At 70.3% G+C, this 24,432-nt stretch carries 23 protein-coding genes; 10 read left to right on the plus strand and 13 right to left on the minus strand.

The genetic code is table 11. The features are described 5' to 3' along the window. Positions 1 to 17: 17 nt before the first annotated feature. Positions 18 to 1,031 (plus strand): malate dehydrogenase, encoded by a 1,014-nt coding sequence (locus H521_RS0114435; RefSeq protein ID WP_022893738.1) that lies wholly within the window; start codon positions 18 to 20, stop codon positions 1,029 to 1,031. 78 nt (positions 1,032 to 1,109) lie between these two features. Beyond that, positions 1,110 to 1,295, plus strand: coding sequence for a hypothetical protein (locus H521_RS23560; RefSeq protein WP_022893739.1), 186 nt, complete (start codon positions 1,110 to 1,112; stop codon positions 1,293 to 1,295). A 24-nt stretch (positions 1,296 to 1,319) separates the two neighbouring features. On the opposite strand, the gene H521_RS23565 is transcribed toward H521_RS23560, so the two are convergent. After that, entirely contained in the window at positions 1,320 to 2,126 is an 807-nt protein-coding gene (locus H521_RS23565; RefSeq protein WP_022893740.1) for a TetR/AcrR family transcriptional regulator, read from the minus strand. Positions 2,127 to 2,210: 84 nt separating this feature from the next. Between H521_RS23565 and H521_RS23570 the strand changes: the two genes are divergently transcribed. Both H521_RS23570 and H521_RS0114455 read left to right on the plus strand, forming a co-directional pair. After that, a complete protein-coding gene (locus tag H521_RS23570) occupies positions 2,211 to 3,233 on the plus strand; it encodes an ATP-binding cassette domain-containing protein (RefSeq protein ID WP_051159324.1) in 1,023 nt (340 codons plus the stop codon). Continuing rightward, complete coding sequence (locus H521_RS0114455; RefSeq protein ID WP_022893742.1) at positions 3,230 to 4,069, plus strand: ABC transporter permease; 840 nt, start codon at positions 3,230 to 3,232, stop codon at positions 4,067 to 4,069. Before H521_RS23570 ends, H521_RS0114455 begins: the two co-directional genes overlap by 4 nt. A 58-nt stretch (positions 4,070 to 4,127) precedes the next feature. Here the strand turns inward: H521_RS0114455 and H521_RS0114460 are convergent, their stop codons facing one another. The 12 genes from H521_RS0114460 to H521_RS0114515 all read right to left on the minus strand — a co-directional run bounded on the left by H521_RS0114460 (position 4,128) and on the right by H521_RS0114515 (position 17,939). Continuing rightward, the gene (locus H521_RS0114460; protein WP_026482312.1) at positions 4,128 to 6,260 is read right to left on the minus strand and encodes an acyl-CoA dehydrogenase family protein; all 2,133 of its coding nucleotides are present in this window, start codon (positions 6,258 to 6,260) and stop codon (positions 4,128 to 4,130) included. 190 nt (positions 6,261 to 6,450) lie between these two features. Next, positions 6,451 to 6,846 carry a DUF7144 family membrane protein gene (locus tag H521_RS0114465; protein ID WP_022893743.1) on the minus strand — a complete coding sequence of 132 codons (396 nt, stop codon included), beginning with the start codon at positions 6,844 to 6,846 and terminating at the stop codon, positions 6,451 to 6,453. Further along, on the minus strand, positions 6,843 to 7,256 hold the full coding sequence (locus H521_RS0114470) for a hypothetical protein (protein WP_156891467.1): 414 nt from the start codon (positions 7,254 to 7,256) through the stop codon (positions 6,843 to 6,845). The genes H521_RS0114465 and H521_RS0114470 overlap by 4 nt, the downstream gene beginning before the upstream one ends. 108 nt (positions 7,257 to 7,364) lie before the next feature. After that, entirely contained in the window at positions 7,365 to 9,209 is a 1,845-nt protein-coding gene (locus tag H521_RS0114475; RefSeq protein WP_022893745.1) for a glycoside hydrolase family 3 protein, read from the minus strand. 180 nt (positions 9,210 to 9,389) lie between these two features. Next, positions 9,390 to 10,220, minus strand: a complete 831-nt coding sequence (locus H521_RS0114480; RefSeq protein ID WP_022893746.1) for an ABC transporter permease — start codon at positions 10,218 to 10,220, stop codon at positions 9,390 to 9,392. After that, a complete protein-coding gene (locus H521_RS0114485) occupies positions 10,217 to 11,248 on the minus strand; it encodes a daunorubicin resistance protein DrrA family ABC transporter ATP-binding protein (protein WP_022893747.1) in 1,032 nt (343 codons plus the stop codon). Before H521_RS0114485 ends, H521_RS0114480 begins: the two co-directional genes overlap by 4 nt. Positions 11,249 to 11,398: 150 nt before the next feature. Beyond that, a complete protein-coding gene (locus H521_RS0114490) occupies positions 11,399 to 12,061 on the minus strand; it encodes a PadR family transcriptional regulator (RefSeq protein WP_245560996.1) in 663 nt (220 codons plus the stop codon). A gap of 135 nt (positions 12,062 to 12,196) precedes the next feature. Continuing rightward, complete coding sequence (gap, locus tag H521_RS0114495; protein ID WP_022893749.1) at positions 12,197 to 13,210, minus strand: type I glyceraldehyde-3-phosphate dehydrogenase; 1,014 nt, start codon at positions 13,208 to 13,210, stop codon at positions 12,197 to 12,199. Positions 13,211 to 13,393: 183 nt separating this feature from the next. Then, positions 13,394 to 14,371: a GlxA family transcriptional regulator gene (locus H521_RS0114500; protein WP_245560997.1), complete on the minus strand. Its 978-nt coding sequence runs from the start codon at positions 14,369 to 14,371 to the stop codon at positions 13,394 to 13,396. Between the two features lie 85 nt (positions 14,372 to 14,456). Next, on the minus strand, positions 14,457 to 14,951 hold the full coding sequence (locus H521_RS0114505) for a hypothetical protein (protein ID WP_022893751.1): 495 nt from the start codon (positions 14,949 to 14,951) through the stop codon (positions 14,457 to 14,459). 79 nt (positions 14,952 to 15,030) lie between these two features. Beyond that, positions 15,031 to 17,037, minus strand: coding sequence for a DNA helicase RecQ (gene recQ / locus H521_RS0114510; RefSeq protein ID WP_022893752.1), 2,007 nt, complete (start codon positions 17,035 to 17,037; stop codon positions 15,031 to 15,033). Between the two features lie 95 nt (positions 17,038 to 17,132). Further along, a complete protein-coding gene (locus H521_RS0114515) occupies positions 17,133 to 17,939 on the minus strand; it encodes a MurR/RpiR family transcriptional regulator (RefSeq protein WP_245560998.1) in 807 nt (268 codons plus the stop codon). Between the two features lie 184 nt (positions 17,940 to 18,123). On the opposite strand from H521_RS0114515, the gene H521_RS23575 reads away from it, so the two are divergent. Genes H521_RS23575 through H521_RS26475 form a run of 6 tightly spaced genes read left to right on the plus strand, consistent with a single transcriptional unit; the run spans position 18,124 to position 24,400 of the window. Then, positions 18,124 to 19,311: an acyl-CoA--6-aminopenicillanic acid acyltransferase gene (locus tag H521_RS23575; RefSeq protein ID WP_040424759.1), complete on the plus strand. Its 1,188-nt coding sequence runs from the start codon at positions 18,124 to 18,126 to the stop codon at positions 19,309 to 19,311. Continuing rightward, complete coding sequence (locus H521_RS0114525) at positions 19,308 to 20,954, plus strand: ABC transporter substrate-binding protein (RefSeq protein ID WP_022893755.1); 1,647 nt, start codon at positions 19,308 to 19,310, stop codon at positions 20,952 to 20,954. Before H521_RS23575 ends, H521_RS0114525 begins: the two co-directional genes overlap by 4 nt. A gap of 2 nt (positions 20,955 to 20,956) precedes the next feature. Next, complete coding sequence (locus H521_RS0114530; RefSeq protein ID WP_022893756.1) at positions 20,957 to 21,907, plus strand: ABC transporter permease; 951 nt, start codon at positions 20,957 to 20,959, stop codon at positions 21,905 to 21,907. Beyond that, a complete protein-coding gene (locus tag H521_RS0114535) occupies positions 21,904 to 22,761 on the plus strand; it encodes an ABC transporter permease (protein ID WP_022893757.1) in 858 nt (285 codons plus the stop codon). Before H521_RS0114530 ends, H521_RS0114535 begins: the two co-directional genes overlap by 4 nt. Beyond that, the gene (locus tag H521_RS26470) at positions 22,758 to 23,546 is read left to right on the plus strand and encodes an ABC transporter ATP-binding protein (protein ID WP_022893758.1); all 789 of its coding nucleotides are present in this window, start codon (positions 22,758 to 22,760) and stop codon (positions 23,544 to 23,546) included. Before H521_RS0114535 ends, H521_RS26470 begins: the two co-directional genes overlap by 4 nt. Continuing rightward, positions 23,543 to 24,400 carry an ABC transporter ATP-binding protein gene (locus H521_RS26475; RefSeq protein WP_022893759.1) on the plus strand — a complete coding sequence of 286 codons (858 nt, stop codon included), beginning with the start codon at positions 23,543 to 23,545 and terminating at the stop codon, positions 24,398 to 24,400. Before H521_RS26470 ends, H521_RS26475 begins: the two co-directional genes overlap by 4 nt. Positions 24,401 to 24,432: the final 32 nt, after the last annotated feature.

Consider the following 24,432-nt stretch of genomic DNA (forward strand, 5'->3'; position numbering starts at 1 on the left):
GGCCGTAGGCTCGAGACATGGCTGCCACGAAGCCGATCACCGTCACGCTCACGGGCGCTGGCGGCCAGATCGGGTACGCCCTGTTGTTCCGCATCGCGTCGGGAGCGCTGTTCGGCCCCGAAACGCCCGTGCGCCTGAACCTGCTCGAGATCCCGCAGGGGCTGCGCGCGGCCGAGGGCGCCGCGCTCGAACTGCAGGACTCCGCCTTCCCGTTGCTCGCGCACGTCGAGGTCTCCGACGACGCCCGCGTGGCGTTCTCCGACGCGAACGTCGCGCTGCTCGTGGGCGCGCGCCCCCGCGCGGCCGGCATGGAACGCGGCGACCTCCTCGCGGCCAACGGCGGCATCTTCGGCCCCCAGGGCGAGGCGATCAACGCCGTGGCCGCCGATGACATCCGCGTCGTGGTGGTCGGCAACCCCGCGAACACCAACGCGCTCATCGCTGCGGCGCACGCGCCCGATGTTCCGGCCGACCGTTTCACCGCGCTGACCCGTCTCGACCACAACCGGGCTCTCGGCCAGCTCGCCGCCATGCTCGGCAGCCCGGTCGGCGAGATCCGCGACGTGACGATCTGGGGCAACCACTCGGCGACGCAGTTCCCCGACATCGCACACGCGACCGCGGGCGGCGATCCGGTGCGGGCGTTGCTCGCCGCTCGGCTCGGCGGGCCCGACGCCGTCAGTGAGTGGCTTGCCGACCAGTTCATCCCGCGAGTGGCGAAGCGCGGCGCAGAGATCATCGAGGTGCGCGGCTCGTCGTCGGTGGCATCCGCGGCGAGCGCCACCATCGACCACGTGCGCGACTGGGTCACGGGCACGGCCGACGGCTGGACGAGCGCCGCCGTCGTGTCCGACGGTTCGTACGGCGTGCCAGAGGGTCTCGTCTCCTCGTTCCCGGTGGAGGCGAAGGCCGGCGCGTGGCACATCGTGCAGGGCCTCGAGGTCGACGGGTTCGCGCGGCAGCGCATCGCGGCATCCGTCGCCGAGCTCGAAGAGGAGCGCGAAGCGGTTCGCGCCCTCGGCCTCATCTGACACCCGCCCGCGGCACCACCCGCCGTCGAGCAGGCCGCCGCGGCCTCTCGAGACCACGCACGCCCGTAGGCTTGACGCATGGCCGCATCGATCCCTCCCGCACGACGCACGCAACTCATCGTCGGGCTCGTCGTGGGCGCGATCGTCGGAGTGGGCATCAGCCTCTGGACCGGGTTCTGGCTCTGGCTGGCTGCCGGCATCGTCGTGGGCATCGCCGCGGGCGCGCTCATGAAGCCGCCATCAGACGAGTCGTCGAAGAAGTAGCCGGAACCTCGACGACGCAATCGCTCAGGCGGTTTCGCCGGCGGCGCTCGACGCTTCGCTCGACGCACCGGTCGACGCGACGTACTGCTCGATGCCGTCGATGACGCGCTCGAGGCCGAACGCGAACGCCCCCAGCGGGTCGGCAGGCGCTTCGTACGCCTCGCCGGCCGCCTGGCCGACTCGACCCGAGATCGGATACCGGGTCGGGTCCATGATCTGCTCGAGCAGCGGCGCATTGCGCTCCCACCACTCGATGTCGGATTCGGCGCTCGATCGGCGCAGGCGCTCGGCGTCGAGATACGCCCGTGCCGGCCCGCCGACGAAGCCGAGCAGCAGCGTGATGACCCGGTCCATGTCGAGATCGGCGAGGCCGAGGCCGTCGATCGCGCCGAGACACCACTCCCAGCGGTCGGAGACGTTCGGGCCGAGGGGCGGCCGGCTCGTGTCGATCGCGAGCAGCCACGGATGCCGCAGGTACTCCTCCCACTGCAGCCGCGCGATCGCGGTGAGTCGCTCGCGCAGGCTTCCCTCGAGCGCGGAAAGCGCCACCTCGCCTGCCACGTGGTCGACCATGAGGTCGATGAGCTCGGCCTTGCCGGGCACGTACGTGTAGACCGACATCGGCTTCAGCCCGAGGCGATCGGCGATGCGGCGCATCGAGAGCGCGTCGATGCCCTCTTCGTCGGCGATCTGGATGGCGGTCTCGACGACCTCGTCGACGCTCGAGCGCTGCTTGGGGCCGCGCGAGCCGAGCGGATCGCCGAGCCGCCCGCGCCAGAGGAGGCGGAGCGTGCGGTCGGGTTCGCCTCGCCCCGTGGATTCGGTCGACATGGCGCTAGCCTACATTCTTCGTATGGTGTACGGTTTGCAAGGAATAAATCCGTACAGCGTACGTTGAAGGATGCGATGACACTCATGCCACAGCCAACGACCCCCGATTCCCCGGCCCTTCGAGCACGCGGCCTGCGCAAGCGCTACGGCGCCGAACAGGCCCTCGACGGCTTCGACCTCGAGATCCGGCGCGGGCAGGTGCACGGCCTGCTCGGACCGAACGGCGCCGGCAAGACCACCGCCGTTCGATGCCTCACCACCCTGACCGACCTCGACGACGGTCACGCCGAGATCGACGGCATCGATGTGCGCCGGCACCCAGCACGGGTGCGCGAGCGCATCGGGCTCGTCGGCCAGTTCCACGCCGTCGATGAGGCACTCACCGCGCAGCAGAACCTCGTGCTCTTCGCCCGGCTCAGCGGACTCTCCAAGGCGAATGCGCGTCGCCGCGCGAGCGAGCTGCTCGCCTCCTTCGAGCTGACGGATGCCGCGTCCCGCGCGGTCTCCGGCTTCTCCGGCGGCATGCGGCGCCGGCTCGACATCGCGGCGAGCCTCGTGCTCACCCCCGCGATCCTCTTCCTCGACGAGCCCACCACTGGGCTCGACCCGCGCGGGCGGGCGACCGTGTGGCAAGCGGTGCGCGAGATCGCAGCGGCCGGCACGACCGTGCTGCTGACGACCCAGTACCTCGACGAGGCCGACCAGCTCGCCGATCGCATCTCGGTCATGGACCACGGCAGGGTCGTGGCCGAGGGAACGCCGGCCGCGCTCAAGCGGCGGCTCGGCGGCGACCGGGTCGCAGTGGTGATCGCCGACGCCGCCCGGCTCGACGAAGCGGCGGAGCTCGTCGGCCGAACGGTCGGCTCCGCAGCATCCGTCGATCACGACACCCGCACCGTCACCGTGGAGGTCGACGACGGACAGAAGGCGCTCGCCCCGATCGTGCGCGCACTCGACGGCGCGGGGCTCACCGTCGACGACCTGGCGCTGCGGCGGCCGACCCTCGACGAGGTGTTCCTGCATCTCACGGGCCCCGGAGGGCAGTCAGCATCCGACCCCACCGCCGCCAGCACCCCACCACTCCACGAGACTCAGGAGGCACGATGACCACCATCACCCCGCCCACCGCCGTCGCCGGCGCATCCGTCGTGCGAGACCGACGCCCGAATGCCGCGCGAGAGGCATGGCTGATCGCCGGGCGCGACATGCTGCACTGGGTGCGCGAGCCCTGGGGCATCGTGTTCGGGCTCGCGTTCAACATCATGCTCATCCTGATGTTCGGCTTCCTCTTCGGCGGCGCCATCGAGCTGCCGGGCGGCGGCGACTACATCGCCTTCCTGCTGCCCGGCATGTTCGCGCTCACCATGCTGTTCGGCCTCGAATCGACCATGACCGCGATGGCGGAAGACGCGAAGCGCGGCATCACCGACCGGTTCCGCTCACTGCCGATCTCGAGCGCATCGGTCGCACTCGGCCGAGCGATCGCCGACCTCGCATCGTCGGCGCTGAGCCTCGCCGTGCTCATGCTCGGCGGGCTGCTCATCGGCTGGCGGCCGACGACCGGGCCCGGCGAGGTCGCGCTCGGCATCGTGCTGCTGCTGTGGCTGCGCTTCTCGCTGCTGTGGCTCGGCATCTTCCTCGGCCTGCGCTTTCGCGGTGCCGGCGCGACGACCGCGGTGCAGGTGCTGGTCTGGCCGATCGGGTTCCTCTCGACCGTGTTCGTCTCGGCCGAGACGATGCCCGGCTGGCTCGGCGCGATCGCCACGTGGAACCCGGTCTCGGCGACGGCGGCCGCGACTCGTGAGCTGTTCGGCAACCCGACCGGCACGACGAGCGGATGGTTCGCCGAGAACGCCGTGCTCGCGGCATCCGTCTGGCCGCTCGTGATCACGGCCGTGTTCCTGCCGCTCGCCGCCGGGGCGTACCGACGCCTGCGGCGCTGACTCCGGAGCGCACGACGGCCGGGCTCGATTCGAGCCCGGCCGTCGTCGCGCGATCGCGCTACTTCTTCTTCGACTTCTCGGGCACCGGCAGCGTGCCGGCCGCCCGCTGCGCCGCGTAGTAGGCGCGCGCCTCGTCTTGCCGCTCGAGCTCGGCACCCGACGCGATCTTCGCGCGCAAGTGCTCGGGAGCGTAGCCGAACGCGTCGACCAGGTCTTGCGCGTGCGGTCGCAGGCGCTCGACGAGCCGGTCGATGTAGGCCCCGACGGCCTGAGCACGCTTCGGCGCGAGGCGGCCGTGGATCAGGTACCACGCGAGGTGCTTCTCGATGAGGCCGAGTCCGAAGAGGTCGCGCACCCAGGTCAGCACCTGCTTGGTTCCCGGGTCTCTCGTCTTGGCGAGGGCGCGCGTGAACGCCTCCCACTGCAGCAGCTCGCCGTGGGCCCGCGCCGCCTCGATGAGTTCGTTCTGGTTCCGGTTGAACGCGGCGGCCGCGTCGGCCTTCGGCAGCCTGCGCGCATCGCGCAGCCGGCCGGCGATCTCGCCGATCATGGCCTCGACGCGGTCGGTGAGCAGCTCGCGCTGCGTCCGCTCGTCGCGCAGCTCGCTGACCGATCGGGCGGTCGAGCCGAAGTCGGCGATCGTCTGGGCGAGGCTGCGGAGCCCGGTGCCGTGGTAGGCGCGATCGGCCGTCTGCGCGACCACGTAGCGCGCCATGACGCCGGCATCGGCCTTCGCGAACTGCTTCGAGAAGTCGGTGAGCAGTCGCTTGGCCACGAGCTGCAGCAGCACGTTGTTGTCGCCCTCGAAGGTGACGTAGATGTCGAGATCCTGGCGCAGGCCCACCATGCGGTTCTCGGCGAGGAAGCCCGCACCGCCGGTCGCCTCGCGCGCCTCCTGCAGCGTCTCGAGCGCGTGCCACGTCGACAGCGGCTTCAGCGCGGCCGCGATCGTCTCGAGGTCTTGACGGTCGTCGTCGGTGTCGGCCTCGCCCGAGAACACCGCGTCGAACTTCACCAGGAACTCGTCGTGGGCGAAGAACTGCGCATAGGTCGTGGCGAGCTTCGGCAGCAGTCGGCGCTGGTGGCGCTGGTAGTCGAGCAGCACCTCTTCTTCGGTGTCGCTCGCTGCGTTGAACTGGCGGCGCTGGTTGCCGTAGGTGATCGCGATCGTGAGCGCCATCGCGGCGGCAGCGGTCGCCGCGCCGTCGAGCGAGACGCGGCCCTGCACGAGCGTGCCGAGCATGGTGAAGAAGCGGCGCCCCGGGCTCGCGATCGGGCTCGAGTAGGTGCCGTCTTCGGCGACGGCGCCGTAGCGGTTCAGCAGGTTCTCGCGCGGCACCCGCACATTGGTGAAGTGCAAGCGGCCGTTGTCGATGCCGTTCAGGCCGCCCTTCAGGCCGTCGTCTTCGCCGCCGATGCCCTTGAGGAAGGCGCCCTTCGTGTTGCGGAGCGGCACGTAGAAGGCGTGCACTCCGTGATTCACGCCCTTCGTGATGAGCTGCGCGAAGACCACCGCGGCGGTGCCGTGCACGGCCGCGTTGCCGAGGTAGTCCTTCCAGGCGCCGCGGAACGGGGTGTTGATGACGAACTGGTGCTTCGCCTCGTCGTAGGTGGCGGTCGTGCCGATCGCCGCGACATCCGAACCGTGGCCGGTCTCGGTCATCGCGAACGCGCCGGGCACCTTGAGCGACATGATGTCGGGCAGGAACGTCTCGTGGTGGTACTCGGTGCCGAGGTGCAGCACCGCTGCACCGAAGAGGCCCCACTGCACGCCCGCCTTGATCTGCAGGCTGGGGTCGGCGATGACGAGCTCTTCGAACGCGGCGATGTTGCCGCCGTGGTCGTCGAACCCGCCGAGCGACGTCGGGAACGCGCGGTGCACGGCGCCCTCGTCGACGAGGAGTTTGAGCTGCCCGAGCACGCGCTCGCGGTGCTCGGCCATGGGCTGGCCCTCGATGCGCTGGAGCTCGGGTCGCGCAGCACGTTCACGCGATGCAAGGCGGATGTCCGCCCACGTGCCGAGCAGTTGCCGCCCCAGGGTGGCGACGTCGACAGCCGGCTGGGCGGGTGCTGCGCTCTGCGCAGGGGCGGATGCCTCGGTGCTGGCCGGCTTCGGCGGCGCCGTATCGGCCGACCGCTGCGGCTTGGCGGCCTGCTGCTTCGAAGTGGTGCGGGGTGCCGTGTCAACCATCGTCGGTGTCTCGTCCTTCGTGTGCGGTCTGGGCGTCGTTCCACGCTACGACTGCGCCGGTCGGCACGGAAACGCTGCTCAGGTGGCCTACAAAGGCGGGCGGGAACCCCTCGACGCCCGCTGTGACTACCCTACAAACGGGACTCTCGAGCTCGATGGGATACCGACAACGACGTGATCGGCCGCCCGCTCACCCGCGGAAGAACGCGTTCGCGCGGCCCGTCCAGAGGAAGGCCAGGATGATCACGGCGACGGCGACACTGAAGTACTCGCCGATCGCGCCGGCCGGGTAGGCGATCGCCAGGAAGATCGAGAGCGCGATCGAGAGCACCTGGAAGACCGTGACGACGATGCGGGCCCCCGGGCTGCCGCGCAGCAGCCCGCCGGCGACGGCGATGACGATGCCGCCGACGAGGATCGTGATGATCGCCGAGGCGATGAGCTGGCTGGCTCCGCCGAACTGCTCGACGGTGGCCGCGACACTCGTCTGGAAGAGCAGGATGGTGCCGCCGATGATGTCGAGCAGGCCCGAGATCCAGGTGAGCACGGCGATGAAGGTGACGCCGCCCGGGCGCACCGCGCTCACGCCACGCTCCGGGTGCCGAAGAACACGCTGGCCCGGTGCGTCCAGAGCAGCAGCACCACGACGAGCGAGACGAGGATGCCGAGCCACTCGCCGACGGCGCCGCCGAGGTAGGCGAAGGCGAGGAAGAGCGAGCCGATCATCGAGATGACCTGCACGACCGTGATGATGAGGCGCGCCACCGGGTTGCCGCCGAGCAGGCCCGCGGCGAGCCCGATGACGATGAATCCGAGCACGATCGAGCCGATCGCGGCCACGTAGAGCGGCCCGGTGCCGCCGAAGCCGTCGGCGACCGACTCGACGCCGGCTTGGAAGAGCAGAATCGTGCCGGAGATGACGTCGAGTGCACCCGCGATCCACGCGAGGATCGCGACGATCGTCACCCCTGTCGGCCGAGTCGCCTGTTCGGACATGCCGTACCCCCTTGCCCCTGCGCACCGCCGGCGCGGCGCACTTGCGCCGATCGTAGCGTTCACGACGGCATGCCGTACAGCATCCGCGCCGACGGGTACTGCCGCGACTCAGTCGGCGTAGCGCAGCCCGTGCCCGAAGCGGAACAGCGGGTCTGCCGTGTCGAACGGCACGTCGGGCCGATTCGCCTCCACCGCCGCCATGCTCCTCGGCAGGTCGAACGGCAGCTTTCCCTGAGGCGCGGCGGCACCCGTGAGCACGTCGAGCACCGCACGTGGGCTCGCGCCCCAGTTGGCGGTCAGTGCGGCGAGTTCGTCGACGATCGGCGTGAGGATCGCCGGGCGGTCGAGGAAGACGTCGACGACGGTCGGCACTGCGTCGGCCACCTCTCGCACGTGCGCGATCTGGTCAGCCGAGAAGTCGAGCGAGCCGGAGTGGAAGAAGTTCTCGAAGAACGTCGGGCGCTCCTCGAACGGCGCTGACAACCGCAGGATCGCGACGTCGGCCTCGGCCGGTGACGCGACGACGTCGCCGTACTCCGCCGCGATCTCGGGCTCGATGCCCTCGACGTAGAGCCGCAGGCCACGGGCGAGCGGCAGGGCGGGGCGCGTCGCGCCCGAGGCATCCGTCTGTTCGCGATTGACCAGCAGGGTGATGGCCGCGCGCTGGGCGGCCTCACCCGCGGCGACGAACTCGGGCGAGCCGACGACGCGCTTGGCCCGCTCGACGTCGACGTAGGGGTTGTCGAAGAGGCCGAGCACGAACTTCTCGCGCAGCAGGCGACGCGCCGAGACATCCAGTCGCGCCTCGGTGATCTCACCCGATCGCACGAGCTCGACGAGCATGTCGGGTGCCGCCTCACCGCCGAACTGGTCGGCACCGGCGTCGATGACCTTCTTCATGCGCTCGCGCGGCGACAGGTGCTCGACGCCCCAGGCGCGGGCGGGGAACGAGGCGCCCATGATCGAGGCGTCGTTGATGAGCCCCCAGTCGGTGCACACGATGCCGTCGAAGCCGTAGCGCTCGCGCAGCAGGCCGGTGATGACCGACTTGTTGAAGCCGAAGCCGACCTCTTCGTATTCGGTGCCGACCGGCATGCCGTAGTAGGGCATGATCTGGCTGGTGCCCGCCTCGAAGGCGGCTTCGAACGGCTTCAGGTGCAGCTCGAACTCGCCACCGGGGTAGACCTGCTCGCGACCGTGTGCGAAGTGCGGGTCCTCACCGTCTTTCTGCGGGCCGCCGCCGGGGAAGTGCTTCGTCATCGTGGCGACCGAGTCGGGGCCGAGCTCCGCGCCCTGGAACCCGCGGATGTACGCGGCACCGAGTCGCGAGGCGAGCTCGACGTCTTCGCCGAAGGTCTGCAGCGCGCGCGACCAGCGCGGCTCCGTCGCGAGGTCGATCTGGGGATGCAGCGCGACGCGGATGCCGACGGCGGTGTACTCCTGCCGCGCGATGTCGCCGAATCGCTCGACGAGGGCCTCATCTCCGATGGCGGCCAGCCCCATGGTCTCGGGCCAGACCGAGAACGAGCCCGTGAGCATGCCCGAGAGCGGGTTGTCGGTGTAGGAGTGGCGCGGGTCGGTCGAGATGGTCACGGGGATGCCGAGGCGGGTCGCGGCTGCGGCCTCCTGCAGGCGGTTGTGCCATTCGGCGATGAGCTCCGCCGTGGGCGGGGTCTGCAGCACGTTGAAGTGGTTCATGAGGCGACCCGCGACGTAGTCGTCGGTCGCGGGCAGGCCGAACATGTCGTCGCCCTGCGAGAGCGTGCCGTCTTCACCGGCGGCGATCATCGTCTGGAAGAAGAGGCCTGCCTTCTCTTCGAGCGTCATCTGCGAGAGGAGGATCTCGACGCGCTCGGCGACCGGCAGGCTCGCGTCGCGATAGCGCAGGTCGAGGTCACCGGCGGTGTCGACGGGCACCGCGGCATCCGTCTCGTGGTTCAGCTGATCGGTCATGCCAGCACTCCTTCATGCTTCGAGAATCGGGCCGCGACGCGGCATCCAGTTCATCATAAACCGAATGACGCTTGGTTTTCGAGTCCTCGGCGGAAACGCACAGGCACGGCCGCATGCCTGGATGCGGCCGTGCCTGGTCCTCTCGCGTCGGGTCGGGCTTCGGGTCGAGGCTCGGGTCGGCTATGTGCTCCGCTGGTACACGCGGAACGCGCGCGTCGCCACCCAGGCGAGCACCGCGGTGAACACGGCGAGGAGGCCCAGGTGACCCCACACGCTCGCCCAGTCGGGGCTCGCGCCGAGCGCCTCGCGGCCGGCCACGACGGCCCACTCGAACGGGTTGAACCGCGCGACCTCGGCGACCCAGTCGGCCGACAGGCTCGTGTCCATGAGCGCAGAGCTCAGGAACATGAGCGGGATCGTGATGAGTTGCGAGATGCCGATCAGCACGTTCTGGTTGCGCGCGAGCAGCGCCGCCGCGTTCGACAGCGCCGAGAACGATGCCGTCAGCAGCATCGCCGCGAGCAGCAGGATCAGGATGCCGCCGAGGCCGCCGTCGAACCTCGCCCCGCCGAGCCAAGCGACGCCGAGCACGATGAGCGACTGCACGAGGGTGAGCAGCGCCTGGTAGACGAGCGTCGAGACCATCATCGCGCCGCGACTCGTCGGCGAGGTGAGGAAGCGGTCCATGACGCCGCGGTCCATGTCCTGGATGTAGCTCGTGCCGGCCCAGGCGCTGCCGAACAGGGCCATCATCATGACGATGCCGGGCGTGAGGAACTCGAGGTAGTTGTCCCCGCCCGTGAATCCCGGGATGTCGACGACCGAGGTGAAGAGCTGGCCGAACAGCAGCAGCCAGATGAGGGGCTGCACGACGTTCATGACGACGAACGCCGGGACTCGCGCTGCGGCCCGCAACTGCCGGAGCGTGAGGTAGGCGGTGTGGCGGAAGAAGCTCGGCCGGGCAGTTGCGGGCGGGGCCGCGACGCGGGCCTGGTTCGTGAGCGCGGTCATGATGCGACCTCCTCGAGCTCGGTGCGGGCATCTGCGGACGAGCCGGCGTGCACCGCGGCGAAGGAGTGCCCGGTGTGGGCGAGGTAGACGTCGTCGAGGCTCGGCCGCGACACGGTCGCGGACGCCACGGCGATGCCCTCGGCGTCGAGCGCCGCGAGCAGGAGCGGCAATGCCGCGCCGCCGTCATCGGCCCTGGCGCGCACCGCACGCCCCTCGGCCGCGGCGTCGCGGAACCCGCCGAGGCGGCCGAGCGACTCGAGCACCCGAGAGATGACGGATGCCTCGTGCAATTCGATCACCACGGCATCGCCGCGCAGCTCGCTCTTCAGCTGTTCGGGCGTGCCCTCGGTCACGACGCGCCCGGCATCGACGATCGCCAGCCGGCTCGCCAGCCGATCGGCCTCCTCGAGGTAGTGCGTCGTCAGCAGCACGGTCATGCGCTCCTCACGGGACATCCGCTCGATCTCGGCCCACATCTCGGCGCGCGCCTCGGGGTCGAGACCGGTCGTCGGCTCGTCGAGGAACAGCACCTGCGGGCGGTGCATCAGGCCGATCGCGACGTCGAGCTTGCGCGCCATGCCGCCCGAGTAGGTCTTCACCTGGCGGCGGGCTGCACTCGTGAGCGCGAACCGCTCGAGCAGCTCGCCCGCCCGGCTGCGTGCGGCACGCGTCGACATGCCGTGCAACTGACCGGCGAGCACCAGGTTCTCGACGCCCGTGTCCATGGGGTCGGAGACCTGCTTCTGGGCGACGAAGCCGATCGCGCTGCGAGCGCGACCGGGGTGGCGCCCCACGTCGATGCCGGCCACCATGGCGGTGCCGGAGTCCGGGCGCGCGAGGGTCGAGAGGATCTTGACGGTCGTCGATTTGCCGGCGCCGTTCGGTCCCAGTAGGCCGAAGACCGTGCCCTCCTCGGTCTGGAACGTGAGCCCGTCGAGGGCTCGGAGCGGGGGCGTGCCGCGCCCCTGCGAATAGGTCTTGACGAGATCGGCGGCCACGAGGGCCATCCCGTCGGATGATGCAGCCATGAGGCTCTCCTTCGGTGGGGAGCCGTTCGGTCGTGAGGGCGCGCCGATAGAATGGCGGCACGCACTGGGATGGATTCGATTCACGTTGAACGACTCGGTTGCGAGATGGCTCGGGTGTTGCCGCATCCGGGCCATCGATCTGTGTACTGGTCAGTGCTGCTGCTGGTCTGCGGCTCCTTCCGCCAGGTACTGCGCGAGCTTCGCTTCGAGCTCTTCGGCGCTCGCGCCGGACTCGATCAGCTCGTGCATGGCCCTCCACGCGTCGAGACCGCCGAGCTCGCCCGCCTCGAGGCGCTCGAGCATGCCGGCCACGAACTCGCGCTCGGCGCGGGTCATCGCCACCCGGTAGTGGGACTCGACGAGGAACAGTTCGGGCAGGCCGACCTCGTCGGACTGCTCGGCGAGCTTCGCCCGGGAGGCGAGCTCGGCGTCGAGCCGCTCGAGGCGTTCGCGCAGGAGCGCGATGGCCTCGTCGGGCGCGAGCAGCGCGATGAGCGAGAGGCCGGACTCGAAGGCCGGGTACTCCTTGGCCGGCACCGCGATGAGCTCCCGCATCCAGTCGTGCGCCTCGGCACGGCCTGCGTCGGTGATCGCGTAGACGATGCGCTCGGGCCGGTTGCCCTCGCGCTCGACGCGCGCCTCTTCGATGAGGCCGTGCTTCTCGAGCGACTTGATGATCGCGTAGAGCGAGCCGAAGTTCAGCTTGATGCTGTCTTCCTTGCCGCGCTCCCGCAGGGTCGTCGTGATCTCGTAGGGGTACATCGGGCGCTCCCACAGGCTCGCCAGCACTGCGAGTGCGAGCGGGTTGCTCACCGGCCGACGCGACATACTCACCTCCAAATACTTTGTTCAGAGTATATCGCGAGTTATCGGACGTCAAGCGCGGCCTCGCCCCGGGTCTGGCAACCGCGTCAACACGACCTCAGTCGCTGGGCGCTCAGCGGGCGTTCAATGGGACGGCGACGACGCCGCCATCATGCCGAGCGAGTCGACGACCCGGTTCGAGAAGCCCCACTCGTTGTCGTACCAGGCCACCACCTTCACGTGGCGCCCGAGCACCCTCGTGAGTTCGGCGTCGTAGACGGCTGACGCGGGGTTGCCCACGATGTCGGTGGAGACGAGCGGATCGGTCGAGTACTCGAGGATCCCCGCGAGGCGCCCCGCTGCCGCGCTCCGGTACGCCTCGTCGAGCGCGTCGACCGAGACCTGCCGCTCGACGGTCACCGCGAGTTCGACGAGCGAGCCGACCGGCACCGGAACGCGCACCGAGTCGCCCGCGAGCCGTCCGTCGAGCCGCGGCAACACGAGGCCGATCGCCGCAGCCGCACCCGTCGTCGTCGGCGCGATGTTGACCGCTGCCGCCCGCGCCCGGCGCAGGTCGCGGTGCGGGCCGTCCTGCAGGTTCTGCTCCTGCGTGTACGCGTGCACCGTCGTCATGAAGCCCGCCTCGATCGTCGCGGTCTCATCGAGCACCTGGGCGAGCGGCGCGAGCGCATTCGTCGTGCACGACGCATTCGAGACGATGTCGTGCACCGCCGGGTCGTAGGCGTCGTGGTTCACGCCGAACGCGATCGTCACGTCGGCTCCCTTGGCTGGCGCGCTCACGAGCACCTTCGCCGCACCAGCATCGAGATGGCGACGCGCGTCGCCGGCCGCGGTGAACCGGCCCGTCGATTCGAGCACGAGGTCGACGCCGAGCTCGGCCCACGGCAGTCGCTCGGGCTCGCGCTCGGCGAGCACGGTGAGCTTCGCGCCGTCGACGACGAGGCCGTCGTCGGCCACCTCGACCGCGCGACCGAGGCGGCCGAGCGTGCTGTCGTACCTGAGCAGCTGCGCCAGCGTCGCGGGCGCGGCGAGGTCGTTGACCGCGACGATCTCGAAGTCGGTCTCGCGTTCGAGTGCTGCGCGGAAGACGTTGCGGCCGATGCGGCCGAAGCCGTTGATGGCGACACGGGTGGTCATGGGCGGTACTCCTTCAGTCGGTGGTGTCCACCAACCACACTGCCGAGACGCTCGCGCCGCCGGCAGGTGGCCGGAAGACAGATTGCGAAAGGATCGGGACAGCCGAGACATCCGCTCGCCTTCGAACGAGACGGATGCCGCTTCGCCGGCGATCGCCCGCCGGGTGCGCGACCCACCCGCGCCCTACGCCGCCGAGTCGGCGAACGTCTTGCAGTAGTCGCTCGGCGATGTGCCGAGGATGCGGCGGAAGTGCAAGCGCAGATTGGCACCCGTGCCGAGGCCGACCCTGGCCGAGACCTGGTCGATGCCGAGGTCGGTGCCCTCGAGGAGTTCACGAGCGAGATCCACTCGCGCGCGAAGCACCCATTGCAGCGGCGTGTAGCCCGCGTCCTCGACGAAGCGGCGCGCGAATGTGCGGCTCGAGACGCGCGCGTGACGGGCGAGATCGGCCACGGTCCGCGGCTCCTCGAGACGGGCGAGCGCCCATTGGCGGGTCGCGGCGAACACCTCGCCGAGCGATTCCGGCACAGATCTCGGGACGAACTGCAACTGCCCGCCGCTGCGGTACGGTGCCGCGACGAGTCGGCGTGCGACGTCATTCGAGAGGCGCACGCCGTGATCGCGGCGGATGAGGTGCAGGCAGACGTCGATGCCCGCGGCGACTCCCGCCGATGTGAGCACCTGACCCTCGTCGATGAAGAGCACCGTGCCGTCGACTCGGACCGCGGGGTACCGGCGGGCGAGCTCCTCGGCGCTCGCCCAGTGCGTGGTCGCCCGCAGGCCGTCGAGCAGCCCTGCTTCGGCGAGCGCGAAGGCGCCGGTGCAGATCGAGACCATCCGGGCGCCGCGCCGATGGGCGGCCTGCAGCGCCGCAAGCACCCTCGCGTCGACGCCACCGCCGCGCGGCCGGTAGCCGGGGACGATGATCGTGTCGGCCTCGGCGAGCGCTTCGAGGCCGTGCTCGACGTGGAAGGCGAGCCCATCGCGGGAACCCACCCGGCCCGCGGCGACACCGCACAAGCGCAACTCGTAGGGAAGCCATGGGCGCGGATGGAAGACCTGCGCGGGAATGCCCACGTCGATCGACACCGCGCCCTCGAGCACGAGCACCACGACCCGGTGCTGCTGCATCATCGACCCCTCACTCGTGCTGCCAGTCATCTCACCAGCATGAGCCCGGTCGCCGCCGAGGTGCCATTGGCGAGAATGCCATGCACCGAAAGATTCCCGCCACGGATGATGCGGCCTAACGGGGTCGGCCGTCGGGCGCTGCATCGTCAGCATCGATGTACGCGTCGGCGACGCGCCGGGTGAACTCGTCGATCATTGTGCGAGTCTGCTCGGCAGCGTCTTCGGGGGGCGCGGCCTCCCACAGTCCGGCCACCCGGTGCTCGAGATCGCGGATCTGGGCGCGCACCGCTTCGTCGGCTCGGATGCGCGCCTCCTTCGTGGCATCCTGCACCACCCGCACCGCCGTGCCGATGATGCGGCGCTCGAGCAACACCACGATGCCCACGAGCAGCAGCGTGGTGCCGACGCCGGCGAACACGCCTCCGACGTAGCCGAGCCGGCTTTCGGGCGAGACGAGGAACCATCCCGCGATGATGGCGGCGAGGCCGAGCACGATGCAACCGAGGAACCAGCCCCAGCGGATACGGATGCGGTGCGGAATCGGGCCGCTCTCGGTTCCGCCGGTCGTTGCCTGCGCGGCGGCGGCCTCGATGCTCGGTTCGCTGGTCATCGCTCCAGCTTCGTGGCGCGCGCGCCGTGCGTCAAACACCCGCGGGTCGATGCACCCGCACCGGGAACCCGCGGGCGCTTCAGGCGCCGACGACGGAGAGCAGGGCCTGCCCGTAGGCCTCTCGCTTCTTGGCGCCGATGCCCGTGATGCCGTCGAGGTCTTCGAGGGTCGCGGGTCGCGCGATGGCGACAGCCCGCAGGGTGGCATCGCCGAAGACGATGTAGGCGGGCACGCCCTGCTCTTTGGCCTCGCCGGCCCGCCACGACCGCAGCTGCTCGAACAGCTCGGCCTGCGCCGGCTCGAGGTCGGCGGCTGCCGTCGCGGCCTTGGGCCCGCGCGAGCGAGTCGCCCGCTCGGGTTCGGTGCGCAGCATCACGGAGCGAGTGCCCGAGAGCACCTCGGCCGAGGCATCGGTCACGGTGAGGGTGCCGTATTCGCCGTGGGTCGCGAGCAGGCCCTGGGCCAGCAGTTGGCGAACGACGCCGCGCCACTGCTGGTCGCTGAGATCTTGGCCGATGCTCCACGTGGCGAGCGCATCATGGCCGTATTGGCGCACGCGCGGCGTCTCTTTGCCGCGGAGGATGTCGATGAGGTGACCGGCCCCGAACTTCTGGCGGCGCTCGCGCTGCAGTCGCACGATCGTCGACATGAGCTTCTGCGCCGGCACCGTGCCGTCCCATGAGGCCGGCGGCTCGAGGCACGTGTCGCAATTGCCGCACGGCTCGCTCGGCTGCCCGAAGTACCCGAGCAGGTTCTGTCGACGGCACTGCACGGTCTCGCAGAGGGCGAGCATCGCCTCGAGGTGCTGCGCGAGCCGACGCCGGTGCGCGAGGTCGCCCGGGCTCTCGTCGATCATGCGTCGCTGCTGCACGACGTCTTGCAGGCCGTAGGCGAGCCAGGCCGTGGCGGGGCCGCCATCGCGGCCGGCACGACCCGTCTCCTGGTAGTAGCCCTCGACCGACTTCGGCAGGTCGACGTGGGCGACGAAACGCACGTCGGGCTTGTCGATGCCCATGCCGAAGGCGATCGTCGCGACCACGACGACACCGTCTTCACGGAGGAAGCGCTCTTGCGTGCGCCGGCGGAGGCCCGCGTCGAGACCCGCGTGATACGGCAACGCGTTGACGCCGTGGTCGGCGAGGTAGGCAGCGATCTTCTCGGTGCTCGCCCGGGAGAGGGCGTAGACGATGCCCGCGACGGGGTTGCCTGCGGCATCGCGCCCCTCGGTGCGGATGAAGTCGAGCAGTTGCTTGCGCACCTCGAGCTTCGAGTCGATGCGGTACTGGATGTTGGGCCGGTCGAAGCTCGAGACGAAGTGCTTCGCGCCGCCGAGGCTGAGTCGCTCGGTGATCTCGCGGTGCGTCGCCTCGGTCGCCGTCGCCGTGAGGGCGATGCGGGGCACGTCGGGCCAGCGCTCGGCGAGCTCGGAGAGCGCGAGGTAGTCGGGACGGAAGTCGTGCCCCCACTGCGCCACGCAGTGCGCCTCGTCGATCGCGAAGAGCGCGACCGTGCCCTGGGCGAGGAAGCGCTTCGTCGCCTCGCCGCCGAGCCGCTCGGGAGCGACGTAGAGCAGGTCGAGCTCACCCGCGAGGTATGCCCGCTCGACCTCGGCGCGCTCGTGCGACTGCTGGCTCGAGTTCAGGTAGGCGGCGCGCACGCCGTTGCGCACGAGGGCGTCGACCTGATCGTGCATGAGGGCGATGAGCGGTGAGACGACGATGCCCGTGCCCTCGCGCAGGAGCGATGGGATCTGGTAGCAGAGGCTCTTGCCGCCGCCGGTCGGCATGAGCACAACAGCGTCGCCGCCGGCCGCGACCTGCTCGATGATCTCGGCCTGCTCGCCGCGGAAGCTGTCGTAGCCGAAGACGGTGTGCAGCGCCTCGGCGGCTGAGCCGAATCGGGCCGGGGCCGCGGCTCGGGCGACGGCGGCGGATGCAGCGTCGGGCCGGGCAGCGCTTGCGGCGGCCGGCATGGAGAACTGCGCATCGGCGGGCGGCGGCGCCCACTCGTCGTCGGGCGGCGGCGCCTGCTCGTCGGGATCCCACGGGACCTCATCGGCCCAGTCGGGTTCGGCGTGCAAGCTCATCCGTCGAGTGTAACGAGCGCCGCTGACCATGCCGCCCGATCAGCGGGCGCTCGATGCGGGCCATGAGCAGGCGACCCTGTGGAGGACGGGCGGACTCAGTACCCGAGCCGCGAGCGGAGCACCGTGAGCGCGTGCGAGGTCTCGACCGCGAGGTCGGGCGCGAGCGCAGAGACCGACTGCGCGAGCACGTCGGCGACGAGGATCGAGGTCAGCACCTCGGCGGTCAGCCCGGTGGGCGTGTGCGGCGCGGTGAGCGTGACGGCGACCCTCGGCGCGAGCCGCTCGCGCAGTTCATCGGTGATGAGCACGGTGTGCGCGCCGACCTCGCGCGCTCGCCCGACGATCGCCTCGAGCTCGGAGTTGACGCGCCCCGGGGCGAAGAGCACCACGACGTCACCGCTCCGCAGCGGCAGCAGCGCATCGGCCAGCCGGAAGCCGTCGGCGTCGAGATGCCGGGCCGATCGGCCCGCTCGACCGAGCCGCAGGCACAAGTGGGTGGCGGCGACGGCCGAGGCGCCGACGCCGTAGGCGTAGACCTGACCCGCACGGGCGATGAGCGCGGCGGCGGCGGTGACGTCGTCGACCGAGAGCGCCCGCCGAGCGAGCTCGATCTGATCGCGCGCCTCGTCCCAGACGCTCGCGGCGATGCGGCCGGTGTCTTCACCTGCGTGGTCGAGCCGTTGCCGCACGCGCTCCTCGGGCGAGACCGCCTCGGTGAAGGGCGCGGCGACCTGGCGCTTCAGGTCGGCGAGGCCGGCGTACTCCAGCTTCTGCAACGTTCGGATGACGGTGGCATTGCTCGTGCCCGTCTCGGCGCCGAGCTCGGCCGCGGTTGCGAAGAGCAGGCGTTCGGCCGGGCTGCCGGCGAGCAGGCCACCGACGGCCTGTTCGGCCTTGGACATGGTCTCCCACGCGCCACGCACGCGGCTTCGCAGCTCGATCACACCGGGGTTGCGTGTATCGGTTGTTACAGATTGCAGGTCGTGTGTATCATTCATTCCACGAGCATCCTATCTCGTAACGATCATTCCAACGAAGACGCCGGTGATCCACATGCTAACCGGCGCAGAGAGAACGCCGCCGGACATGAGCACCACCATCCGCACGATCGAGATCAGCGGCGCCCCATTCGAACGCGGCACGCAATACGGCGAGGCCGCCACCGATCTCATCTCGTCGGCCATCGAGTACTACGAGGCTGCGTTCGGCCAGCAGGCCGGCCTCACCTGGTCGGCGGTGCGCGATCAGGCCGCGAGCTGGATTCCCGCCTGTCGAGACGCGGCGCCCGACGTCGTGCGAGAGCTCGAAGGCGTCGCCGCCGGCAGTGGGCGCGACCTGCTCGACCTGATGGCCCTGAACCTCCGCGGCGAGATCATCTACGACCAGGGTTCGACGCGCACCCGGCCGATGGACCCCGAAGAGGAGCGCGATTCGAGCGACGGCTGCACGAGCTTCTCGCTCACCGGGGCTGCCGCCGGCGACGGCCACACCTACGCCGGCCAGAACTGGGACTGGCGAGCAGGAACCCAGCACACCGTCGTCATCGTGCGGGTCGTGCAGGACCCGCTGCCGACGCTCATCATGCAACTCGAGGCGGGCCAGATCGGGCGGCACGGAGTGAACTCCGCGGGGCTCGCGCTGAACGCCAACGGGCTCGGCGGCCGCTTCGGCGCCTCGGTCGGACTCCCCCAGACCTTCATCCGGCGCATGACGCTGAACCAGAGCGAACTGCCCGACGCGATCAACACGCTCGTGCGCACGAACGCCCACATCTCGAGCAACGCGCTGCTCACCGACCGCTCGGGCTTCTCGATCGACCTCGAGATCACGCCCACGGGAATCGACTGGGTCTACCCCGACGACGGCCTGCTCGTGCACGGCAACCACTACCAGGCATCCGTGCCCCCGCAGCTCGCCGGCCACTACCGCCCGGTCTCGGCCGACTCGCTCTTCCGCGTGCCGCAGGCACGATCCGGCCTCGAGCGTGTGCGACATGCCAACGGCCGCGACGAGACCCTCGCCGGCATCCGCGCCGCGATGAGCGACCACCTCGGCTACCCCGAATCCGTCTGCACCCACCCCGACGAACGACGTCCGGCGGTGCGGCAGTGGTCGACGCTCCTCTCCAGTTGCGTCGACCTCACGACCGGCGACTACTTCGTCACGAACGGAACGCCGTGCGACCACCCCTATGAGATCCTGCCCTGGAACGCCTTCGACGGACCGGGCTCCCGCTTCACCACCCCCACCCTGCCAATGGAGGCACACCGATGAACATCAGCCACCGACCCAGACGAGCCGCCTGGCTCGCGATCGCCGCGGGCGCGGCCATCGCACTCACCGGATGCACCGCAGACGGCGGTGACCCGTCGACCGCCCCGGCCATCGACATCCCGTTCGGGGCGACGACGCCCGCGGCATCCGGGCCCGTCGACTCCGTCGCCTGGATGCTCCCGGCCGAGCCCGCGACCTTCGACTTCGACATCGACAGCGGCGCCGCCGAGAACACCGTCTTCGCGAACGTCTGCGAGCGGCTCATGGCCGTGCAGCCCGACCTCACCACGGTGCCGCACCTCGCCGAGAGCGCCGAGTGGGTCGACGACACGCACGTCGTGTTCACGATCCGCACCGATGCGACGTTCCACGACGGCAGCCCCGTCACCGCCGACGACGTGCTGTGGAGCATGCAGCGACACGCGGCGGAGGGCGCCGATGAATCCGACGAGTACGCGAACGTCACCGCGATGGAGAAGACGGGAGCGAACGAGATCACGGTCACGCTCGCGCAGCGCGACGCGATCTTCATCCAGGCGATGGCCGGCAACGGCGGCATGGTGCTGAACCCGCGCGTCGTCGAGGCGCAGGGCGAGAACTTCGGCGCCCCGGGAACGCCCGACGCGTGCTCGGGGCCGTACACGCTCGGCGAGTGGAAGCCCGGCACGAGCCTCACGATCGAGAAGGCCGAGAACTACTGGGATGCCTCGCGCGAGGTGCTCGCCTCCGAGGTCGTGTTCCGCTGGGCCGACCAGTCGGCCGTGGTGAACGCACTGACCGCGGGCGAGGCCGATGGCTCCTACCTCGATTCGCCGGCCTCCGCTATCCCACTGCAGTCGGTCGACTCCGTCTCGCTCGCACAGGGACCGTCGACGAACGCGTGGGTACTGCTCGCGACCGAGCGCGGCGCCCTCGCCGATGAGCGCATCCGCCAGGCCCTCTCGCTGGCCCTCGACCGCGCCGGCATCGCCAAGGCCGCGTTCGGCGACCTCGCCGAGCCGTCCAAGACGCCGATCGGATCGGGAGCCTGGGGCTACGAGCGCGACGCCTTCGAAGCCGCGTACGAAGCGCTCGAAGGTGCGCCCGCGAGCCCGAGTGCGAGCGACCTCGAGGCGGCGAAGGAACTCGTCGCCGAGGCCGGTGCACCCGATGAGCCCATCGTGATCGCGAGCGACGGCGGTTCTGTGCGCAACGTCGTCTCCAACGCGCTCGTCGCCGCCGCGAAGAGCATCGGCCTCGAAGCCGAGATCGCGACCATCCCGTCGGCGCAGTACGGCGACTTCTACTCCGATGCCGAGCTGCGCGGCCAGGCCGACCTGTTCTCCGACGAGTACTACATCTCCAAGAACGACCCCGTCGGCTTCTACAAGAACGGCGCATCCACCGCATCGGTGAACTTCGTCGGCTTCGACGACCCCGAGTACGACGAGCTCGTCACCCAGGCCTTCGCGGCGACGGATGACGCGGAGCGCGCCGAGCTCGCGATCGAGCTGCAGCGCCGCTGGGTCGAGGCGACGCCGTGGCTGCCCGTCACGCAGAGCCCGTCGACGGTCGCCTACTCCTCGAAGCTCACCGGTCTGCCGTCATCGGCCGCGTACCTCTACTACCCCTGGGCCGCCGACCTCGGCTCCTCGCAGGGCTGAGCATGACGACGGCGCTCAGGCGGCTCGCGGGCATGGCCGTGACGTTGGTGGTGGCATCCTTCATCATCTTCGCGGCCATGTACGCGGCGCCCGGCGACCCGGTGACGTTCCTCATCGGCAACCCGGAGAACCTCACGCCCGAGCGCATCGCCGCCGTGCGGGCCGAGTACCACCTCGACGAACCGCTATTCGTGCAGTATTGGCTCTGGCTGAGCGGTGCCGTCACGGGTGATCTCGGCACCTCGTTCCAGTACCACCAGCCCGTCGCGGCGATCATGTCGAGTCGGCTGCCCGCCACCCTGTCGCTCGTCGCCTACGCCGCCGTGCTGTTCACCGTCGCCGGTGTCGGCCTCGGCATCTGGGCGGCCGTGCGCCGGGGCCGGGTCGCCGACTCGGCGGTCGTCGGAGCGACGACGCTCGCGGCATCCGTGCCCTCGTTCGTCGTGGGCATCGTGCTCGTCTCCTTCTTCTCGGTGCAGCTCGGCTGGTTCCCGGTGACGGGCGCCGGCGAGGGCTTCGCCGATCGGATGCACCACCTCACGCTGCCCGCGATCGCCCTGTCGGTCGGGGCGCTCGCGATCGTCAGCCGGGTGACCCGGCAGACGATGGTCGAACAGTTCGACTCGGAACACGTCGAAGCGGCCCGGAGCACCGGCCTGGCCGAGCGACTCGTCGTGCTGCGCCACGTGCTGCGCAATGCATGGGGGCCGATCATCACCATGATCGCGCTCGTCATCGCGAGCATGCTCGCGGGCACCGTCGTCGTCGAGAGCGTCTTCGGCATCAGCGGCATCGGCTCGCTGCTCGTCGACGCCATCAACACGCACGACTTCCCGATCGTGCAGGCGGTGCTGCTCTACATGGTCGTCGCCTACATGATCGTGACGACCCTCGTCGATCTCCTCCTGCCCCTGCTCGACCCACGCATCGGAAGCCGGGTGAAGACCTCATGACCACGACCACGGCAGACGCCCTGCTGACCCGCACCGGCCTCACCGGGCGACGACGCGACCCGCTCTTCTGGATCTCGACCGGGTTCCTCGCGGTCGTGGTGCTCGTGGCCGCGTTCGCCCCGCTCATCGCGCCCTACGACCCGGAGGCCATCGACTTCGCGGCGATCTGGGCGCCACCGAGCCTCGCGCATCCGTTCGGCACCGACCAGCTCGGCCGCGACCTGCTCTCACGGCTGCTGCTCGGCACTCGTGAGAGCCTGATCGGCCCGTTCCTGCTGCTCGTCGGCGCAACCGTGCTCGGCGTCGCGATCGGCATCGTCGCGGCCTGGAACGGCGGCTGGATCGACGTGCTGCTCGCACGCATCACCGACGTGATGTTCGCCTTTCCCGGCCTGCTCTTCGTCGTGCTCGTCATCGCCGTGTTCGGCGAGGGCCCAGCGACGGCGGTTGTGGCGCTCGCCCTCGCGTACGCCCCGGTCATCGCGAAGTTCACGAGGAGCATCGCGCTCTCCGAGCTCGCCCGGCCCTACGTCGACGCGTATCGCGTGCAGGGCGTCGGCGGCGGGGTGATCGCGGCACGATACGTCGTGCCGAACATGGCGCCCGCGCTGCTCGGTTACCTCGTCGTGCTGTTCGGCGAGGGCCTCATGGGACTCGCGACCCTCAGCTACCTCGGCTTCGGCGCACAGCCCCCGAGCTCGGAATGGGGCCTCATGGTGCAGGAAGGACAGGACGGCATCGTGCTCGGCCACTTCGGGCCGACGCTCGTGCCCGGCCTCGCCATCTCGGCGGTGGTCGTCGCGGTGAACATCGTCGGCGTTCGCCTCTCGGAGCGGATGGGGGCCCGCGCATGACCGGGCCGCTGCTCGACATCGCCGATCTCTCGCTCCGCTACGGCGACACCCGCATCCTCGACCGCGTGAGCCTTCGCGTCGATACCGGCGAGACGGTCGGCCTCGTCGGCGAGTCGGGCTCGGGCAAGTCGAGCACGGTGCGCGCGGCGCTGCGACTGCTGCCCCCGACCGCGCAGCTCGACGGCAGCGTGCGCATCGCCGGGCGCGACGTGCTCGGTGCCGACGCGCGCGAACTCCGCGACATCCGCTCGTCAGAGGTGGCCCTGATCCAGCAAGACCCCCGAGGCGCGCTCAACCCGGTGCGGCGCATCGGCGATTCGCTCATCGAGCGCCTCGTGCTCGTGCACGGCGTGGCTCGGCCCGAGGCGAAGCGCCGCGGTCTCGAACTGCTCGAAGCGGTGGGCATCTCACGGCCTGAGCTCCGATTCCGCCAGTATCCGCACGAGCTGTCGGGCGGCATGCTGCAGCGAGTCGTCATCGCGGCTGCGCTGACCACGCGACCGGCGCTGCTGCTGGCCGACGAGGCGACGAGCGCACTCGACGTCACGACACAGGCCGAAGTGCTCGCCATCCTGCGCGACCTGCAACGCGAGCGCGGACTCGGTCTGCTCTTCATCACCCACGACCTGCACCTCGCGGCGGCGTACTGCGACCGGGTGTACGTGATGCTCAGCGGCGAGATCGTCGAGGAGCTGCAGGGCGCCGACCTCTTCGCAGGAGCGCGCGACACGTACACGCGTTCGTTGCTCGACGCCGTGCCGACGATCAGGGAGCACCACGCATGAGCACTGCCAGCACTCCCCTCGTCGTCGCCGACTCGCTTCGACGCACGTTCCAGCCCGCCCGTGGCGCCGACCCCGTGGTCGCCGTCGACGACGTCTCGTTCACCATCTCCGCCGGCGAGTCGCTCGGCCTCGTCGGCGAATCGGGATCGGGCAAGTCGACCATCGCCCGCATCCTCGCCGGCCTCGAACGAGCGGATGCCGGAAGCCTCACGGTCGACGGTCGCGACCGGCTCGTTCGGGGCCGTGGGCGACGCGCTCGACTGCATCGGGCACGTCAGGTGCAGATGGTCTTCCAGGACCCGTACGGATCGCTCGACCGGCGTCTCACCGTCGAGCAGACCCTCGTGCACGCCATGCGGCTGCACGGCCTGGCGGCGCGGGCCGACGCCGGGGCTCGCGTCGCGGAACTGCTCGACCGAGTGCGGTTGGCTTCGGCACAGGGCGCGCTCAAGCCGCACCAGTTGAGCGGCGGGCAGCGCCAGCGCGTCGCGATCGCGCGAGCGATCGCGGTGTCGCCGTCGGTGCTCGTGCTCGACGAGGCGGTTTCGGCCCTCGACGTCTCGGTGCAGGCGCAGATCCTCGAGCTGCTCGGCGAGATCCGCCGCGACTCCGGCATCGCACTGCTCTTCGTCAGCCACGACCTCGCCGTCGTCGACGAGGTGACCGACCGCACGCTCGTGCTGTTCCACGGCCGGGTGGTCGAGCACGGGGCGACGCGCGAGGTGCTCAGGGCACCACGGCACGCGTACACGCAATTGCTCGTCTCCTCGGTGGCCGGCCCCGGCTGGGACCCGCACGAGGTGATCGAGCGGCGTGCCGCGTTCGAGCGCCAGTCGGATGCGCCGCTGCGCTGAGGCCGACCGGCGCCGAGCGTTGGTACACAGAA

It is taken from the genome of Agromyces subbeticus DSM 16689, from assembly GCF_000421565.1.
Lineage (GTDB): Bacteria > Actinomycetota > Actinomycetes > Actinomycetales > Microbacteriaceae > Agromyces > Agromyces subbeticus.

What these genes read in the sequence shown, in the direction of transcription:
- H521_RS0114435 (WP_022893738.1), top strand. Translation starts at nt 18, where the DNA reads ATGGCTGCCACGAAGCCGATCACCGTCACGCTCACGGGCGCTGGCGGC.
- H521_RS23560 (WP_022893739.1), top strand. Translation starts at nt 1,110, where the DNA reads ATGGCCGCATCGATCCCTCCCGCACGACGCACGCAACTCATCGTCGGG.
- H521_RS23565 (WP_022893740.1), bottom strand. Translation starts at nt 2,126, where the DNA reads ATGTCGACCGAATCCACGGGGCGAGGCGAACCCGACCGCACGCTCCGC.
- H521_RS23570 (WP_051159324.1), top strand. Translation starts at nt 2,211, where the DNA reads ATGCCACAGCCAACGACCCCCGATTCCCCGGCCCTTCGAGCACGCGGC.
- H521_RS0114455 (WP_022893742.1), top strand. Translation starts at nt 3,230, where the DNA reads ATGACCACCATCACCCCGCCCACCGCCGTCGCCGGCGCATCCGTCGTG.
- H521_RS0114460 (WP_026482312.1), bottom strand. Translation starts at nt 6,260, where the DNA reads ATGGTTGACACGGCACCCCGCACCACTTCGAAGCAGCAGGCCGCCAAG.
- H521_RS0114470 (WP_156891467.1), bottom strand. Translation starts at nt 7,256, where the DNA reads ATGTCCGAACAGGCGACTCGGCCGACAGGGGTGACGATCGTCGCGATC.
- H521_RS0114475 (WP_022893745.1), bottom strand. Translation starts at nt 9,209, where the DNA reads ATGACCGATCAGCTGAACCACGAGACGGATGCCGCGGTGCCCGTCGAC.
- H521_RS0114480 (WP_022893746.1), bottom strand. Translation starts at nt 10,220, where the DNA reads ATGACCGCGCTCACGAACCAGGCCCGCGTCGCGGCCCCGCCCGCAACT.
- H521_RS0114485 (WP_022893747.1), bottom strand. Translation starts at nt 11,248, where the DNA reads ATGGCTGCATCATCCGACGGGATGGCCCTCGTGGCCGCCGATCTCGTC.
- gap (WP_022893749.1), bottom strand. Translation starts at nt 13,210, where the DNA reads ATGACCACCCGTGTCGCCATCAACGGCTTCGGCCGCATCGGCCGCAAC.
- H521_RS0114500 (WP_245560997.1), bottom strand. Translation starts at nt 14,371, where the DNA reads ATGACTGGCAGCACGAGTGAGGGGTCGATGATGCAGCAGCACCGGGTC.
- H521_RS0114505 (WP_022893751.1), bottom strand. Translation starts at nt 14,951, where the DNA reads ATGACCAGCGAACCGAGCATCGAGGCCGCCGCCGCGCAGGCAACGACC.
- recQ (WP_022893752.1), bottom strand. Translation starts at nt 17,037, where the DNA reads ATGAGCTTGCACGCCGAACCCGACTGGGCCGATGAGGTCCCGTGGGAT.
- H521_RS0114515 (WP_245560998.1), bottom strand. Translation starts at nt 17,939, where the DNA reads ATGTCCAAGGCCGAACAGGCCGTCGGTGGCCTGCTCGCCGGCAGCCCG.
- H521_RS23575 (WP_040424759.1), top strand. Translation starts at nt 18,124, where the DNA reads ATGAGCACCACCATCCGCACGATCGAGATCAGCGGCGCCCCATTCGAA.
- H521_RS0114525 (WP_022893755.1), top strand. Translation starts at nt 19,308, where the DNA reads ATGAACATCAGCCACCGACCCAGACGAGCCGCCTGGCTCGCGATCGCC.
- H521_RS0114530 (WP_022893756.1), top strand. Translation starts at nt 20,957, where the DNA reads ATGACGACGGCGCTCAGGCGGCTCGCGGGCATGGCCGTGACGTTGGTG.
- H521_RS0114535 (WP_022893757.1), top strand. Translation starts at nt 21,904, where the DNA reads ATGACCACGACCACGGCAGACGCCCTGCTGACCCGCACCGGCCTCACC.
- H521_RS26470 (WP_022893758.1), top strand. Translation starts at nt 22,758, where the DNA reads ATGACCGGGCCGCTGCTCGACATCGCCGATCTCTCGCTCCGCTACGGC.
- H521_RS26475 (WP_022893759.1), top strand. Translation starts at nt 23,543, where the DNA reads ATGAGCACTGCCAGCACTCCCCTCGTCGTCGCCGACTCGCTTCGACGC.